The sequence below is a fragment of the Vibrio sp. FE10 genome, from assembly GCF_030297155.1.
In the GTDB taxonomy this organism is placed as follows: domain Bacteria; phylum Pseudomonadota; class Gammaproteobacteria; order Enterobacterales; family Vibrionaceae; genus Vibrio; species Vibrio apostichopi.
Genome location: NZ_AP028067.1, coordinates 2,660,417 through 2,674,796, shown reverse-complemented (window position 1 = coordinate 2,674,796; position 14,380 = coordinate 2,660,417). Strand labels below are relative to the sequence as shown.

Here is a 14,380-nt window from a genome sequence, read left to right as displayed (position 1 = left end):
GTGCCTTACTTTATCATAGCCATCTATCTTCGTTTCCAGTTAAAAAATCATGCCTTACAAATACAACCAAAGTCTTCGTGACCGTGGGCGCATTGATATCTGGTTATCTGACGACATCATAGAGAACTGGCAAACTGAGCAACGCTCTTACGATGGCACAGGGTCATCACCAAAATATCCAACAGCACACTCATGGCATGCCATTATTTGAGACTCGTATTCAAACAACCTCTCCGCCAGACTCAAGGCTTTATCGATAGTCTCCTCAAGGAAATGGGTCACACAAACCTCTCCTGTCCTGACTTTTCGTGTCTATCAAAGCGTCTCTCTAAGCTTGGACTTAAGGCCCCAAGATTCAAAAAAACAGACAAACCCGATGAAGATTTAGCGGCGATAGCCATTGATTCCACAGGCCTGAAAGAATTTGGCAAGGGTGAATGGCACCAGGAAAAACATAAAGTTAACGTAAAGCGCAGCTGGAAAAAAGCGCACTTTGCTGTTGATGATGAGCATATTATTCATGGCGCGATATTGACGAAGAAAGACACCATGGACTTTCAGGTTGTCGAGGAATTATGTGAGCAAGTTGATGTGGGCGTTGACCATATTTCGGCAGATAAAATGTACGATACTGATGACGTCTATGATGCTTTAACGAACAAATTTCCAGAGAGTGACATAGCCATTCCTCCCAAAGAAAATCTGTATGCAGACGACGCTCATAACACTAAAAGGATGAGTAGTTTGGTGGCGTATTCTGCCTTAGGTCCCATGCGATGGCAAAAGAAAAAGCAGTATGGTAAGAGGAATGTGTCAGAGAATGCGATGCACCGTTACAAAACAATTATTGGCCCCAAATTACACAGTAGAGAGTTTAACAATCAACAACAAGAAATGATGCTAGCGGCATCAATATTAAATCGATTAACGCAGCTTGGTATGCCCGAGAGCTACCGAGCTGCCTAATGACATCAAAAGGCAGGGTGGGTTGAGTACGGAAACAAAGCCCACAGCAAGCAATAACGGATTACCTAGTTGGTTATTACAACCAGCATCGTCCACATCAATATAACGGTGGATTAACACCAAATGAGTCAGAACGACAGTTCTGGTTCCCTTATAAAACTGTGGCCAGTTTTACTTGACCACTTCAGTAATTCTGGTCAAGTCTACAAAGCTGTATGCAAGGCTGTTTATATATATTGATATTATTTTATAAACTATCACTAGTGGTAACAGAGGTTTAACGTTCTAATGTATGTGAGTGCAGTTGCTATTAACTTTGTTTAAAAGGTTATTGTATTAGTGGTCTGGCTTATTTTTAGTATTTATTGCGTTAATCCCATTAAAGGAGTTGAATTATGAAGCTAAACAAATACTACCTGTTGATGCTCGCAACTAGTCCAGTTGTCGCAGCCGAGAATAGCTCCCCCCCTCCTATGTTTACTGGTTCTGCTGAAGTGTTCGATAGTGTTGCTAACTCAGTAGATCCTGAGGCCGTATGTCAGACATTTAATAGTCTTACTACCCAAGCGAATGAGTGGCTACAGACAAATGGATATCCAGATTCGACTGTAAGTAAAGACTTTTGTAAAGCTGTAACAGTCGAAACTAGCTATCCTACGTTGAAGTTTAATGATATTAAGGACAGTGAAAGCTGGGGAGTTGCTGCTCGGTGGGAGTACTGGTTGGATGAGGAAGTTGATGTTACTGAGAAAGTTGCTCTCGTTTTACTCTCAGAGTCAGTGGCAAATACAAAAAGAGCTCGTTATATGCTCTATAATTTATCGGATGCCTCCCTCGTGAAACAATATGGTCAATATAACTACGATGATAACATTGGCCCAGGGCACGATGATCACTGGGGGGACTATGGACAGATGTTCACTCAAGATGATAGTTCTCCAAGTTCCGACGGGGCCATTATGCCTACTTTTTGGTATAGGGGTAATTCTGGGGCTAATATTCTATCCAATACTTGGCATAACAGTAGTTTTAGAACTTTTCTAATAGATCGGAGTAATGAAGAACTATATGAGGAAGTCAAAGAGGATGCTATTCAATATTTACAGGCTACTGAGCAATCAGTTACTTCAACCGCTATTGAGCAAGTTCTTCCTCATTTCTACTATCAAGTATGTACGACTGATGGTAATGCTGATCCTCGATGCCTTCCTGGTGGAGAGAGTAACACCAATAACTTTTATATTCCGTTTATGTACCCCCAGAGTGATTCGACATCAAGCTATACTCATGGAACAAGCAGCACTGTTGGAATGAGTCTCTCAGCTGGTGGAGACATTTCTGGAGAAGGCCCTAGTGCTGGATTTGATATATCCGTGAGCCAAGAGTTTTCAGAGGAGTTTTCGAAAGAGGGGGAAATTACTTCTCTAGATAGGAATGACTTGAGGAATAACTTTGGTGCTGTCTGGAAGTATCGTATAGACCCTATAATTCTAAAAGGCGTAAGAAGTGAGGCCTCTTTGGAGAAAAGTGGAGAAATGGACGACCGATTTGCTAATGCGAACACTGTAATTGGTGAAGAAAGTTGGAAGAATATTGATTTATCCAACCAGGTAGACTGGCAAGAAACCATAACTTCACAAAACTGTCCTGAAAGCAGTGAGAGAGAAATGTGGTTTATGACCACGTACGACTTAGCACGCACGGCCTTGACTGTTTATGATGGTTTAAATAGCTTCAGTGATGTAATTGAAACTCATGAGGGAGGTTACACCGACAACCCTCAACCAGTTACAGCTATTTCTAGAGGATCTATCATCAAGCTAGACACCATTTGTAAAGAAGGTTTTCGTCAAGCTAAAACTGGACTGTTAAATTAAGGAGTTATCATGAATAAGAGTTTGTTGCTTACCTCACTATTGACACTGATGTCAATGAGTGCATTTGGGGCTACATTTGAACAATATGTCCCAACCGCTGATACTTTCGTTGAAAGCTTATTACTCACTGCAGAAAAGCTAGAAAAACAAAAAGCTATAGACATCAGCCATAAAAACGTGTTGATTGTTGATACATCTCTTCTAGATAATGGAGATTATGACAAGGGTACCTTGGATTCCTATAAGAACCTAATTTTAGTCGGCAATTCTGGGAGTGTTCAAAAAGCGATGAAGTATCTACTTGGTTTTTCCGTTGATGGTAACTCGGTATTGATATCTAAAGATGACAAAGGACATATGACGGTTAAGCGTTATGCGCCAAACCTAGAAATTTCGGATGACCAAAGAGCGCTTGGCTTCCTTAAGTTGTTGTAACAGCGTTAATTTGAAGGTAAGGATTCTAAAGGCTTCCTTACCTTCAAGAAAGGGCTCTATCGTATAGTTATTCTCAAGTGGTATGTGTGAAAGGGCTTTGTTTCCGTACTCAACCCGGCCTGTCTTTTGATATCACTAGGCGACTCGGTAGCTCTCGGGCATACCAAGCTGCGTTAATCGATTTAATATTGATGCCGCTAGCATCATTTCTTGTTGTTGACTGTTAAACTCTCTACTGTGTAATTTGGGGCCAGTAATTGTTTTGTAACAGTGCATCGCATTCTCTGACACATTCCTCTTACCATACTGCTTTGTCTTTTGCCATCGCATGGGACCTAAGGCAGAATACGCCACCAAACTACTCATCCTTTTAGTGTTATGAGCGTCGTCTGCATACAGATTTTCTTTGGGAGGAATGGCTATGTCACTCTCTGGAAATTTGTTCGTTAAAGCATCATAGACGTCATCAGTATCGTACATTTTATCTGCCGAAATATGGTCAACGCCCACATCAACTTGCTCACATAATTCCTCGACAACCTGAAAGTCCATGGTGTCTTTCTTCGTCAATATCGCGCCATGAATAATATGCTCATCATCAACAGCAAAGTGCGCTTTTTTCCAGCTGCGCTTTACGTTAACTTTATGTTTTTCCTGGTGCCATTCACCCTTGCCAAATTCTTTCAGGCCTGTGGAATCAATGGCTATCGCCGCTAAATCTTCATCGGGTTTGTCTGTTTTTTTGAATCTTGGGGCCTTAAGTCCAAGCTTAGAGAGACGCTTTGATAGACACGAAAAGTCAGGACAGGAGAGGTTTGTGTGACCCATTTCCTTGAGGAGACTATCGATAAAGCCTTGAGTCTGGCGGAGAGGTTGTTTGAATACGAGTCTCAAATAATGGCATGCCATGAGTGTGCTGTTGGATATTTTGGTGATGACCCTGTGCCATCGTAAGAGCGTTGCTCAGTTTGCCAGTTCTCTATGATGTCGTCAGATAACCAGATATCAATGCGCCCACGGTCACGAAGACTTTGGTTGTATTTGTAAGGCATGATTTTTTAACTGGAAACGAAGATAGATGGCTATGATAAAGTAAGGCACGCTCAAATCAAAATTGATGATTTAATGAGCGCGTCAACAAAGCCATGATAAAACCCATATATCGACACTTGTATAGCTGCATCAACCGCCATTAAAGGCAAATGCTAAACATATATCGCCTTTGAGCTAGGAGCACATTGCATTAACTGGTGAGTACCGTTGGCCAAATCCTTAACGTAGGGTAATTTACTAATTCCCTGTCTACCCTTTAACTGAGATCAGAAGTGATATTGGATATTTGTTATTAATGCAACATCATCTTCTATTTTTACAGTTCTATAAACATAATTATTTGAAAGATTTTGTTGTTCATGGGTAGTTAAAGAAATTTCACCTCCTAGACTCCAGTTTTTTGCAAATTTATAGTCTATACCTGTTTGTACACCTCCGATCGTGCCGTGTATATCATTTAAGTCGTTATCAAAGGCAAATTCATAGCCCATATGCACCCCAGTAGTCCAGCTCAACTTTTCAAAGAGTGGTAAAATATAATCGTAATTTATAGAGATAACACCGAGATCGACTCCTTCAGGAGCATCGTCCGGTTTGATATCATCGTAAACAAAACTCATTTTTATACGGTGGTTATTATTTATAATTACACCAGAATTAAGACCGACGATAGGTTGAGCTCTTAAATCGTAGCTGGAAGTCTCAACCCCCTCATAACTTCCTGTTAAATATTGTCTTTGCTGTTCTAATTTCCCACTAATTCGAGTTCCAACGTCAAGTCCAACAAAGTAATTATAATTGTCAGATGCATTGGCGATAAATGGTGTGCTAACAATCAGAGCTACCAGATTGTTTACTAGTATATTTCTCATAATTTTCTCTTTTGATAAATTTAACCGGCATTGTTGCTCAAATCAGCTTGAGGTTCAACGACGCCATATTTGACTAATAGTTAGCTTCTAACAGGCATACCTAGTCCTATGACTTTGTTTATAGCTTTGACATTCGCCATGACTTCTCCCACTTGAACGTTGTAACATCTCAAGCTCAATTTACCGCTAGTTAGTCCTTTATATCGAGACATTGCAGTCTCAGATATTGAGCGATAGTGGTAACCAGACTCAGATTTCCACTCCGTTATTGTTCCGTTTTCAAGAGCCTCTACAGCTTCATTTCTGGGATGCCCACCTTCCCAAAGAGCCGCATTCTTTCGAGGTGGTATCAACGGAGTACAGCCCTTATTTTTCAGAGTCTCATGGCAACTTTTTGTGTCATATGCTCCATCAGCAGATACTGTATGGATCTTTCTACGTAAAGGGTTGAGTAATGTTGGCAGCACTTCGTTATCGCCAAAACTTACAAAACTGACTTCTGCACGAATAACCTCATGAGTTTCTACATCAACAGCTAAGTGCAGTTTGCGCCAAGTTCTGCGTTTTTCGGCACCATGCTTTTTCACTTTCCATTCACCCTCGCCAAAAACTTTGAGACCAGTCGAGTCAATGGCTATATGGCGAATATCTCCTTTGGATTTATTGCGATATTTGACCTGAACTGTCTTCGAGCGTTTGCTGATACAGGTGTAGTCAGGGGACGTCAGTGGAACATCCAATAGCTCAAAGATAGAATCAATAAAGCCTTGAAGAGCACGTAATGGCAGAGAGAAGATCCCCTTAATCATCAAAGCAGTTTCAATCGCGGTATCAGAATATTGGAAACCTCTACCACGCTTGCACAGAGCCTTATTGTATTCCGCCCAGTTAGTTATCTTCTTTTCCGCTTTACCTATGTCACCACCGTTCTAACTACCATAAAGGATCACAGGACTTGGAAAAGGTTCAACTGATTTAAGCAACAACGCCAATTTAACCTGTAAAAACAACCGCTAAATCATATTTATAATAGACTACATCATCAACCCTGGCTTACCAGGAATATCAATTATAACCTTTTATTATCACAGAAGGCTTGAACACCCTATAGAGGTGCTTGTGGTTTTGTTGCGTAATTCGACGGAAATAAATAATGAAATTGCGATCTGATCAACCACGTCATCTAGCGATTACAATTGAGATCATGGTGAGGCGAATGTCAAGGTAAGGATGGCAAGAGTTGAGTGGCTTTGTTGACGCGCTAATTAAATCATCAATTTTGATTTGAGCGTGTCTTCCTTTAGCCTTGCCATATATCTTCATATCTAGCTCAATAACCATGCCTTACAAATACAACGAATCCAGACGTCATAATTTCAAAAAGCCCACCTATCGGCAAAGCAATTATGCCGAATACAACCTAAGTCTGCGTGATCGGGGGGCGCATTGATATCTGGTTACCCGACGACATTATAGAGAACTGACAAACTGAGCAATGCACTTACGATGGCACTGGGTCATCACCAAAATATCCAACAGCACACTCATGGCATGCCATTATTTGAGACTCGTATTCAAACAACCTCTCTGGTAGATTCAAGGCTTTATCGATAGTCTTCTCAAGGATATGAGCGACACAAACTTCTCCTGTCCTGACTTTTCGTGTCTATCAAAGCGTCTCTGCAAGCTTGAACTTAAGACGCCAACATTCAAAAAAAGACAAACCTGATGAAGGTTTAGCTGCGATAGCCATTGACTCCACTGGCCTTAAAGAATTTGGTAAGGATGAATGGCATCAGGGAAAACATGAGATTAACGCAAAGCGCACTTTGCTGTCGGTGATGAGCATATTATTCGTGTTATGTGGGCAAGTTGATGTGGACGTTGACCATATTTCAGCAGATAAAATGTACGATACCGATGACGTCTATGACGCATTAACGAGCGAATTCCCAGAGACTGACATAACCATTCCTCCCAAATAAAACCTGTATGCTGACGACGCCCATAACCGAAAAGGATGAGTAATTTTGTGGCGTACTCTTCCTTAGGTCCCATGTGCTGGCAAAAGACAAAGCAGTATGGAAAACGGAATGTCTCAGAGAATACGATGCACCGTTACAAAACAATTGTTGGCCCCAAATTACACAGTAGAGACTTTAATAATCAACAACAGGAAATGATTCTAGCGGCATCAATATTAAATCGATTTACGCAGTTTGGTATGCCCGAGAGCTATCGAGCTGCCTAATGACATCAAAAGGCAGGGTGGGTTGAGTACGGAAACAAAGCCGATTCGAAGTACTCATAAGGCTGACAATCGTTAGCCTTCACGGTTTCGATAAAACTTAATTAACGAGTTCTGTGGTGGACAGTTTGTTCAAAAATGCCTTTTGATTTAATGGCTTCGAATAGTAATAGCCCTGATGTAGAAACACGCCCTTTTTCCGTAAGTAATCTGCTTGTTCTTCATACTCGACGCCTTCAGCTATCATGGTTATATTCGCAGTGTGTCCAAATTCTATGATGCCGTCTAAGACGTTAATCTTGATGTTATTTGACATAATTGTGTCAACAAACATTTTGTCAATTTTTAAAATATCAAAACCTAATTCTTGTATGTATGAGAAACTTCCATAGCCTGTCCCCGCGTCGTCAAGCTCGAAAAGAACACCGAGCTGGGATAACTTCTGCATTACTAATCGTGCTTTTTTGGGATCTTGAAATGGTTCCCTTTCTGTGATTTCAAAGGCGAGTTTAAATGGAGGAGACGGATGACAAAAATCCAGCAGCTCTTGCACAAATTCAGGACGCTCTAGTTGAGAAGGCGTGAGATTAAAACTAAAGATAATTTCCTGACATATCGTGTTATTTTCTTTTACCATTATCCGTGTTTGATTAAGTAAGGAGACGGTAATTAAATCGATGTATCCCGTTGATTCCGCCAACGGAATAAATACGTTGGGCATCATAATCCCCTGTCCGTGTGTCCAACGTGCAAGTACTTCACAGTGTTGTCTTTTATTGTCTCTTGAATCCACAATTAACTGAAAATGCGGTACGATTTCGTGATTATGGATGGCTAGCTTTAGGCGGTTTTGGGGCGACTGATGTTGGTTTTTCCTCCAAATCACAATATAACTAAGGACGAATATATAGAAACAGATGGAAACCACACTTAAAATGAAGGCATGTTTAGCATAAAAGTTGTGGATGGTCTTGATGTTGAACTTGAACGAAACAGGGATGTCCCCTAGGTAAAAACCCACCGGATGACCAGGTTGCTTTCCAATGCTGACCGATGCGCAATTTTGGCAGTCATGAGCACTAAAATACAGAGTCCATGGCTCTAATAATGAGAACCAACGTTTGTCACCGATTTTTTTCGTCAACATTAGCTGTGAGCGACCATCAAGCAGTGATATTACGTCTAACTCTATGTCTTCTTCGTAAATGTATCGATTCAGAATATTAGGTTTTTCAATTATCACATGGCTGTAACCAGGTCGGCTGGTACACGCCTGACGGTTATCCTCTAACCAGCCAATTAGTCGAGAGTTCAAGTCAAAGAACTCTTCGTCTCTTAGTCTAACTATGGCATCTTTATCGCAAACACTTAAATCAGACGATAAAGTGATGATTCGCTGTGAGGTGTCGTTAAGCTGCTGTTGAAATCCTTTGTGAAACGCGCTCTGAAAGTTCTGTTTAAACAACGTAGAATATGTGTAGAGTGTAACCTCAAATGAGGTTACACCAATAACTATTACGCCCCCTAAGGTAAGTAATACTTTTCTTTTTGAAATGCCTGATATCATTAATATTAGTCCTTAACTTGTGACACTGTTGTATAATTAATAGCTCTTTTCTGACGAAATTCCAAATTGTTAGTGTTCTTAGTTGCGCTCGTGTTTTTACTGCTGCCCCCCCTTGCTATATGGACTTTCTAATCTGAAAGGAAGTGGTGATGCGCCACTCTGTGATTGATACATAAAAAAGCGTAAAGCCGTGCGCTCCATTACGGTTTAGGATGTGTTGAAACACCGTCACGAGGTTGGTGTTTGCTTTTTTATTCCTTAGGATCTTTGATGTCTAGGGGCGCTCGAACAAAGCCCCTAAGTTTTTTAATGTCTGTTTTCAGTCAGTACAGCTGCTTATGCAGCTGACTAATGGCGAAAGTGGGCTTTGTTACGTAAATTTAATACAACCAAATCAATAATCTACGATCTGTTCAGCTACATTCACTCCCTCCCTCTCGTAGCCCTATTCCTAAACCTCGTTACAAAACAACCAACTGGAAGCAATACAACCAATCACTCATTAACCGTGGTTCTCTGACCTTTTGGATTGAATGAGTCGATTTTAAAGAGTTGCTAGGAGGACGATTGAGCTTAAGAAATTACAATGCACAGGTGGGTGAAACTTACGCGATGATAAAAGTGCTGAACAAGCTTACTGGGCTTGGTGTGCCTGAAACTTGCCGCTTTGATTAAAAAGCAAACTAAGCGAAGCATGATCGTATCTAAAATAAATTACGGAACAAAGCATCAGTACGTCTAAAAGCTCATGCAAGGTTTTCTCCTTATCCTCACATCTAATCCCTTTAAAGGCTTTGAATCGGTGACCCACGAATTATCTTTATCTGGATTATCAACCTCACCACTCAAGGTTAACGCGGTAATACCTCCAGCACCTGCGGAGCACTCTGCACACCTCTAAAGTTGGCGTATACCGTGACTGAACCTTCCTTTCGAGCAAAACCTGTTCGCTCTTTTTCTGAAATGTACAAGATCTCCGGATCCGTGGATACAAACGTGATCTCAGATAGGGCTGAAATGTTCACACTGGATGGTTGGCTATGTGTGGTAATCTCTTGTGAGTCATCAAACAAAGCTTCCGTTTCAGCGAACACCTCAAACGTGACGGTGCTATTCACAGGTAAAGTGTTGCTGTTGACGGTGACGAGTAAGCTGCGGATCTGAAACGAACGTGTTTTCACCTCCACGTTACCGAGGTCGACCTCTTTGTGCTGGGTCTTGTCTTTACAACCGACCAATAACATACCGCTGATGAGTAACGTACTTATCCATTTTATGGTAGTTCTGTATTTTTTCATCCTTAATATCCTTACGACATTTTAACGTACTACGAGGAATATATACATTATGGTCTTAAATTAATAATGATAAGGTAGTTATACCGTAAGCGTCCCTAAATCGACTCATTGACTTTCTAATATCTCCGCAGATACCGCCAACTAAGGCTGTATCTGTCATTCTGAACGCTATTCGGGGAGGGTGGACTATTCCGTTTTTGGCATGTTCCAAGGTAGAAGATGACCATGATCATCCTCACTATTCAGTTTCGGGATTTCTCGTATCACGAACTCGAGGTACTCATACGGCTCGCAGTCGTTAGCCTTCGCGGTTTCGATAAGACTGTACAGCACGGCACTGGCGCGTGCTCCATTATGAGTATTAGAGAACAACCAGTTGTTCCGTCCTACCGTGAACGGACGTACTGAACGTTCCGCTCGGTTATTATCCATGCTTAACCGGCCATCATCGATAACTCTTACTAGCTTCGACCATTGATTGAGGCTGTAGCTAATCGCCCCACCCAATTTACTTTTAGGGGGCACCTGAGTGACCGATTTATCTAACCACATCTTAAACTCATTGAGCAGAGACTGAGTCTTTGATTGGCGGGTAACATATCGCTCTTCCCTCGGCATATCTTTGAGTGCTTGTTCAACACGATAGAGCTTTTGGAACCAACCAACTGCCCACTGGATCTTTCCCCTGATTTATGAATTTAGAATTTTTTCGCATTCAGCATCAACGGCTGAATTAAAGCCTTTGTGCCATTCTTTGAAGTGAGGAATAGCAGAACCAACTACACCCGTTGTATTAGCCTGTAGCCACGCCATTAACACCGGATCATGTGCTGGCATGGTAATGCCTTTAGCGTGAGCTTCTTTGCCTAGTTCAAGTGGTGATTTGGTCATACAAATTCCTCTCTGTCGGTACAAAGGCGGCGAACCGCCCAATGATTAGTCAATTAGTTAGCGACCACTAAGGAAGCTATTAACCCGTTTAAATAAGCGCCTTTGTGCTCTCTCATAAGTGGTACTGGTAACAGTGGCTTCTTTTATTGCACGTTTCTCTTCCATCATTTTCGCCACTGCTGTATGTGAAGTCGGCTCATCAATACAAGATAGGTTCGCTCTTTGCATATAAAGAGCGTTAACTTTTGCTTTCTGCTCTCTCCACTCATTCAACTGCGGATAATAAACGTCTTGTCTATCACTAAATTCTGGAGTTCCTGATGCGTCCATCATCCATTGCGCCGTTTTCTCTAACTTAGAACCCAAGGAAGTAAGTTGCTCTTCCTCCGTTTTTAGTTGGCTAATAATTGGGTTGATAGTTGCGTCCGTCATAGTTACTTACCGTTGTTTGCCTAACCGATAAATAAATTATAAGCACAACTGTTTATTTTGTATTCTTTAAAATCACTTTCTTTGAAGTCGCTTTATAGATCTCACCAGTTTCCAAGTGAACACTGTGAGTCTTCTTCCAACGTGTAAGCTCTTGGGGAAGTATGTGAGGATTGTCCTTGATGAACTCAGCTTGTGCGCCTCTGTGCGTCCCGTATCGAGTTTCAATGTATTCAGCTAATGTCATTTCTATGTACTTACAATTAAATCAGCCTTAAATATAAACAAACGTGCTTATAAACACAACCGTTAATAAAAAACCACTTCGTAGTGAAGTGGTTTTTAAACTATCGCCATACGTGAATAACGACTATATAACTGCCGTTATACCTTTCTCATCAATGATATTCAAAAGACGCAATGCAGCCCCTTGAGGTTTAGTTTTACCTTGCTCCCACTTTTGAACGCTTTCGCTACTCATATTCAGCACAGTTGCTAAAACAGCTTGGCTTATATGCTCACGCTTTCTCAACTTCTGAATTCTGGCTGCGGTCATATCTTCACGCTTGGCACTCATAGCCAAGGCATCAATTTTACGCATGGTTAACTGATCAATTGAGCCGTTGGCATTAAAGCGCTTCGCCATTGCTTGCATTCTTTCTAAACGATCATCCATCATTTCTAACCTCTCTTAGCAGACCATCTAAGATGTTTTGTTCAATCTGTTCATCCGTTAAGCTACGGAAGCTTTCACCGAGTAACTTGTAGGTTTCCAATAACTTATCTGGTATTTCTTTACCTTTTTTTGGGACATCTTTCTTTCGCCAACCATCGATGAAGAACACCCTATTACCTTTTTGAATAGCTATAACACTTCGGTTTGACTCTCGTTTACCTTGACCTGGTGACGGAACACGCTTTTTATATAGCTTTCCACTTTGTAGCTCACCATCATGCAAACCATTGTTAAGCTCATTCGCCACCTTAACGATAATTTTATTATCTAATCTGGCTTTAATCATCAATTTTTCAAATTCGTCAGTGATATAAATCTTCACTATTTCCACCTACAAAGTGTAGTAAAGAATACCATAGTTTCAATTTTGACAACAACTTCAAAATGCCATATCAGCAATAGCTAACATACTTACTGTATCTGTTTCGATTAGTCTTAAGGTTGTTTCAAGAGTGATCCGCACCAGCAGTTTTGGACACTGAGTTAAGTGAGTACAATCACTAATGAGGTGAACCATGACAAGCAAGAAGAAACGTATTATCCATTCTCCTGAATTTAAAGCAGAAACCCTGAAGCTGGCAGATAAAGTGGGGGGTCGCTGCAGCCGCAAGACAGCTCTCATTACATGAATCTCAGATCTACGGTTGGCGAAAAGCCACAAAGAAGAATTCTAATATTAGCCAACGAGAACAAGAGTTGGCCGTTGAAGTCGCTAAGCTAAAGAGGCAGTTGGCAGAGCAAGCAGAAGAGCTAGAAATCGTAAAAAAGGCCGCCACCTACTTCGCGAAAAATCTAAAGTAAATTGCTATGAATTTATGCTCGAACACCTGCTGAGTTTTAGTGTTACTCGCATGGCTAAGGAGTTCAGAGTTTCTCGAAGTGGGTTTTATTATTGGGTTGAGAATCGTCACAAGGCGATTCAACGCGAGGCAGCTCGCCAAAAGCTTTATACCAAGGTCAAAGAAGCCTTTGACGTTAGCAAAGAACGAGATGGCTCAAGACGTATTCAAAAGGAATTGGCTGAGAGCGGTGACAACCATAATGTTAAGACCATTGCTGCCAGTATGAAACGTCAGGATTTAGTAGCGAAAGCAGCACGCAAGTTTAAGTGTACAACGGACAGTAAGCATAAAATGCCCGTTGCTCCAAACTTGCTCGCTCAAGATTTTAACGCAACAGCTCCGAATCAAAAATGGGCAGGAGACATCACCTATGTTGCCACAAGCGAAGGCTGGCTGTACTTAGCTGTCATTATTGACCTCTATTCAAGACAAGTTATTGGTTGGTCTATGAATACGAGAATGACGGCCTCACTGGTCTGCGATGCCTTATCAATGGCTTTATTTCGCCGAGGTTTCCCTGAGCAGGTTATTACTCATAGCGATCGAGGTAGTCAGTACTGTTCGAAAGACTATCGAGACCTAATAAGCACTTATAATCTAAGGCAAAGTATGAGTAGGAAAGGAAATTGCTGGGATAATGCTTGTGTTGAGAGCTTCTTCCATTCTATGAAAGTTGAAGCAATCCAATACGAACCGATCATGACGAGAGAGCAGATGCGTCAAACGATCTTCGAGTACATCGAGGTTGATTATAATCGAACGAGAAGGCACAGTGCTCTTGGGTACCTAAGCCCAATGAACTTTGAAAAGCAAAATGTCGCTTAGTTAAGTGTCCAGTCTGACTGGAGCAGATCAAAACAATTACTGGCCCCAAATTACACAGTAGAGAGTTTAACAGTCAACAACAGGAAATGATGCTAGCGGCATCAATATTAAATCGATTAACGCAGCTTGGTATGCCCGAGAGCTACCGAGTCGCCTAGTGATATCAAAAGACAGGCCGGGTTGAGTACAGAAACAAAGCCGTAGAGCCACATATAGGGGTTTTGCGCCCATTTCGGTGAACAATCCAATATAAACCGCCAGACCTTTATTTATAAGGGCAGGCGGTTACGGCATATTTTCTTTCGTAGCCCTCTGAAATACGAACATATGACAACGTCGCC

Annotated in this window: 17 protein-coding genes and 4 pseudogenes; 9 read left to right on the top strand and 12 right to left on the bottom strand. The window is 41.4% G+C overall.

What is annotated here, in order from left to right; genetic code table 11:
- The first annotated feature begins 49 nt into the window (after positions 1 to 49).
- From QUF19_RS11880 to QUF19_RS11860, 5 genes and pseudogenes are all read left to right on the top strand, one after another.
- Positions 50 to 211 carry a hypothetical protein gene (locus QUF19_RS11880; RefSeq protein WP_286293886.1) on the top strand — a complete coding sequence of 54 codons (162 nt, stop codon included), beginning with the start codon at positions 50 to 52 and terminating at the stop codon, positions 209 to 211.
- Complete coding sequence (locus QUF19_RS11875) at positions 193 to 966, top strand: IS5 family transposase (RefSeq protein WP_286293892.1); 774 nt, start codon at positions 193 to 195, stop codon at positions 964 to 966. Before QUF19_RS11880 ends, QUF19_RS11875 begins: the two co-directional genes overlap by 19 nt.
- Positions 967 to 1,013: 47 nt before the next feature.
- Positions 1,014 to 1,145: pseudogene (locus QUF19_RS11870) on the top strand (IS3 family transposase); the annotation flags it as partial.
- Between the two features lie 216 nt (positions 1,146 to 1,361).
- The gene (locus tag QUF19_RS11865; protein WP_171763052.1) at positions 1,362 to 2,843 is read left to right on the top strand and encodes a hypothetical protein; all 1,482 of its coding nucleotides are present in this window, start codon (positions 1,362 to 1,364) and stop codon (positions 2,841 to 2,843) included.
- Positions 2,844 to 2,852: 9 nt separating this feature from the next.
- Positions 2,853 to 3,278 carry a hypothetical protein gene (locus tag QUF19_RS11860; protein WP_171763051.1) on the top strand — a complete coding sequence of 142 codons (426 nt, stop codon included), beginning with the start codon at positions 2,853 to 2,855 and terminating at the stop codon, positions 3,276 to 3,278.
- A 135-nt stretch (positions 3,279 to 3,413) separates the two neighbouring features.
- Here the strand turns inward: QUF19_RS11860 and QUF19_RS11855 are convergent, their stop codons facing one another.
- The 4 genes from QUF19_RS11855 to QUF19_RS11840 form a co-directional block, all read right to left on the bottom strand.
- Positions 3,414 to 4,187 carry an IS5 family transposase gene (locus QUF19_RS11855; protein WP_286293887.1) on the bottom strand — a complete coding sequence of 258 codons (774 nt, stop codon included), beginning with the start codon at positions 4,185 to 4,187 and terminating at the stop codon, positions 3,414 to 3,416.
- Entirely contained in the window at positions 4,169 to 4,330 is a 162-nt protein-coding gene (locus QUF19_RS11850) for a hypothetical protein (protein ID WP_286293886.1), read from the bottom strand. Before QUF19_RS11850 ends, QUF19_RS11855 begins: the two co-directional genes overlap by 19 nt.
- 267 nt (positions 4,331 to 4,597) lie before the next feature.
- Positions 4,598 to 5,203 (bottom strand): autotransporter outer membrane beta-barrel domain-containing protein, encoded by a 606-nt coding sequence (locus QUF19_RS11845; protein ID WP_171763026.1) that lies wholly within the window; start codon positions 5,201 to 5,203, stop codon positions 4,598 to 4,600.
- A gap of 80 nt (positions 5,204 to 5,283) precedes the next feature.
- Positions 5,284 to 6,120, bottom strand: a complete 837-nt coding sequence (locus QUF19_RS11840) for an IS5 family transposase (RefSeq protein ID WP_171763028.1) — start codon at positions 6,118 to 6,120, stop codon at positions 5,284 to 5,286.
- Between the two features lie 710 nt (positions 6,121 to 6,830).
- Here QUF19_RS11840 and QUF19_RS26490 point away from each other — a divergent pair.
- The gene (locus QUF19_RS26490) at positions 6,831 to 6,932 is read left to right on the top strand and encodes a hypothetical protein (RefSeq protein WP_434784910.1); all 102 of its coding nucleotides are present in this window, start codon (positions 6,831 to 6,833) and stop codon (positions 6,930 to 6,932) included.
- Complete coding sequence (locus tag QUF19_RS11835; RefSeq protein ID WP_286293883.1) at positions 6,892 to 7,188, top strand: hypothetical protein; 297 nt, start codon at positions 6,892 to 6,894, stop codon at positions 7,186 to 7,188. The genes QUF19_RS26490 and QUF19_RS11835 overlap by 41 nt, the downstream gene beginning before the upstream one ends.
- Before the next feature lie 363 nt (positions 7,189 to 7,551).
- On the opposite strand, the gene QUF19_RS11830 is transcribed toward QUF19_RS11835, so the two are convergent.
- A complete protein-coding gene (locus QUF19_RS11830) occupies positions 7,552 to 9,018 on the bottom strand; it encodes an EAL domain-containing protein (protein ID WP_171763025.1) in 1,467 nt (488 codons plus the stop codon).
- Positions 9,019 to 9,564: 546 nt separating this feature from the next.
- On the opposite strand from QUF19_RS11830, the pseudogene QUF19_RS11825 reads away from it, so the two are divergent.
- Positions 9,565 to 9,693 (top strand): annotated as a pseudogene (locus tag QUF19_RS11825) (IS5/IS1182 family transposase); the annotation flags it as partial.
- A gap of 176 nt (positions 9,694 to 9,869) precedes the next feature.
- Here QUF19_RS11825 and QUF19_RS11820 read toward each other — a convergent pair.
- The 7 genes and pseudogenes from QUF19_RS11820 to QUF19_RS11790 form a co-directional block, all read right to left on the bottom strand.
- The gene (locus QUF19_RS11820; protein ID WP_145572202.1) at positions 9,870 to 10,316 is read right to left on the bottom strand and encodes a hypothetical protein; all 447 of its coding nucleotides are present in this window, start codon (positions 10,314 to 10,316) and stop codon (positions 9,870 to 9,872) included.
- A 186-nt stretch (positions 10,317 to 10,502) separates the two neighbouring features.
- Positions 10,503 to 11,000 (bottom strand): annotated as a pseudogene (locus tag QUF19_RS11815) (IS66 family transposase); the annotation flags it as partial.
- A gap of 6 nt (positions 11,001 to 11,006) precedes the next feature.
- Positions 11,007 to 11,207, bottom strand: a complete 201-nt coding sequence (locus QUF19_RS11810) for a hypothetical protein (RefSeq protein ID WP_171763024.1) — start codon at positions 11,205 to 11,207, stop codon at positions 11,007 to 11,009.
- 57 nt (positions 11,208 to 11,264) lie between these two features.
- Entirely contained in the window at positions 11,265 to 11,639 is a 375-nt protein-coding gene (locus QUF19_RS11805) for a hypothetical protein (RefSeq protein WP_171763023.1), read from the bottom strand.
- Between the two features lie 52 nt (positions 11,640 to 11,691).
- Positions 11,692 to 11,883 (bottom strand): hypothetical protein, encoded by a 192-nt coding sequence (locus QUF19_RS11800; RefSeq protein ID WP_171763022.1) that lies wholly within the window; start codon positions 11,881 to 11,883, stop codon positions 11,692 to 11,694.
- Positions 11,884 to 12,006: 123 nt separating this feature from the next.
- Positions 12,007 to 12,315: a helix-turn-helix domain-containing protein gene (locus tag QUF19_RS11795; RefSeq protein ID WP_171763021.1), complete on the bottom strand. Its 309-nt coding sequence runs from the start codon at positions 12,313 to 12,315 to the stop codon at positions 12,007 to 12,009.
- A complete protein-coding gene (locus QUF19_RS11790; RefSeq protein ID WP_171763020.1) occupies positions 12,305 to 12,694 on the bottom strand; it encodes a type II toxin-antitoxin system RelE/ParE family toxin in 390 nt (129 codons plus the stop codon). The genes QUF19_RS11795 and QUF19_RS11790 overlap by 11 nt, the downstream gene beginning before the upstream one ends.
- A 193-nt stretch (positions 12,695 to 12,887) precedes the next feature.
- Here QUF19_RS11790 and QUF19_RS11785 point away from each other — a divergent pair.
- Positions 12,888 to 14,039: pseudogene (locus QUF19_RS11785) on the top strand (IS3 family transposase).
- Positions 14,040 to 14,380 lie beyond the last annotated feature (341 nt).

Bases quoted from the DNA above. Each gene is read 5' to 3' on its own strand.
- QUF19_RS26490 (WP_434784910.1), top strand. From the start codon at position 6,831: ATGAGCGACACAAACTTCTCCTGTCCTGACTTTTCGTGTCTATCAAAG.
- QUF19_RS11875 (WP_286293892.1), top strand. From the start codon at position 193: ATGGCATGCCATTATTTGAGACTCGTATTCAAACAACCTCTCCGCCAG.
- QUF19_RS11795 (WP_171763021.1), bottom strand. From the start codon at position 12,315: ATGATGGATGATCGTTTAGAAAGAATGCAAGCAATGGCGAAGCGCTTT.
- QUF19_RS11830 (WP_171763025.1), bottom strand. From the start codon at position 9,018: ATGATATCAGGCATTTCAAAAAGAAAAGTATTACTTACCTTAGGGGGC.
- QUF19_RS11820 (WP_145572202.1), bottom strand. From the start codon at position 10,316: ATGAAAAAATACAGAACTACCATAAAATGGATAAGTACGTTACTCATC.
- QUF19_RS11865 (WP_171763052.1), top strand. From the start codon at position 1,362: ATGAAGCTAAACAAATACTACCTGTTGATGCTCGCAACTAGTCCAGTT.
- QUF19_RS11810 (WP_171763024.1), bottom strand. From the start codon at position 11,207: ATGACCAAATCACCACTTGAACTAGGCAAAGAAGCTCACGCTAAAGGC.
- QUF19_RS11850 (WP_286293886.1), bottom strand. From the start codon at position 4,330: ATGCCTTACAAATACAACCAAAGTCTTCGTGACCGTGGGCGCATTGAT.
- QUF19_RS11800 (WP_171763022.1), bottom strand. From the start codon at position 11,883: ATGACATTAGCTGAATACATTGAAACTCGATACGGGACGCACAGAGGC.
- QUF19_RS11845 (WP_171763026.1), bottom strand. From the start codon at position 5,203: ATGAGAAATATACTAGTAAACAATCTGGTAGCTCTGATTGTTAGCACA.
- QUF19_RS11805 (WP_171763023.1), bottom strand. From the start codon at position 11,639: ATGACGGACGCAACTATCAACCCAATTATTAGCCAACTAAAAACGGAG.
- QUF19_RS11855 (WP_286293887.1), bottom strand. From the start codon at position 4,187: ATGGCATGCCATTATTTGAGACTCGTATTCAAACAACCTCTCCGCCAG.
- QUF19_RS11880 (WP_286293886.1), top strand. From the start codon at position 50: ATGCCTTACAAATACAACCAAAGTCTTCGTGACCGTGGGCGCATTGAT.
- QUF19_RS11860 (WP_171763051.1), top strand. From the start codon at position 2,853: ATGAATAAGAGTTTGTTGCTTACCTCACTATTGACACTGATGTCAATG.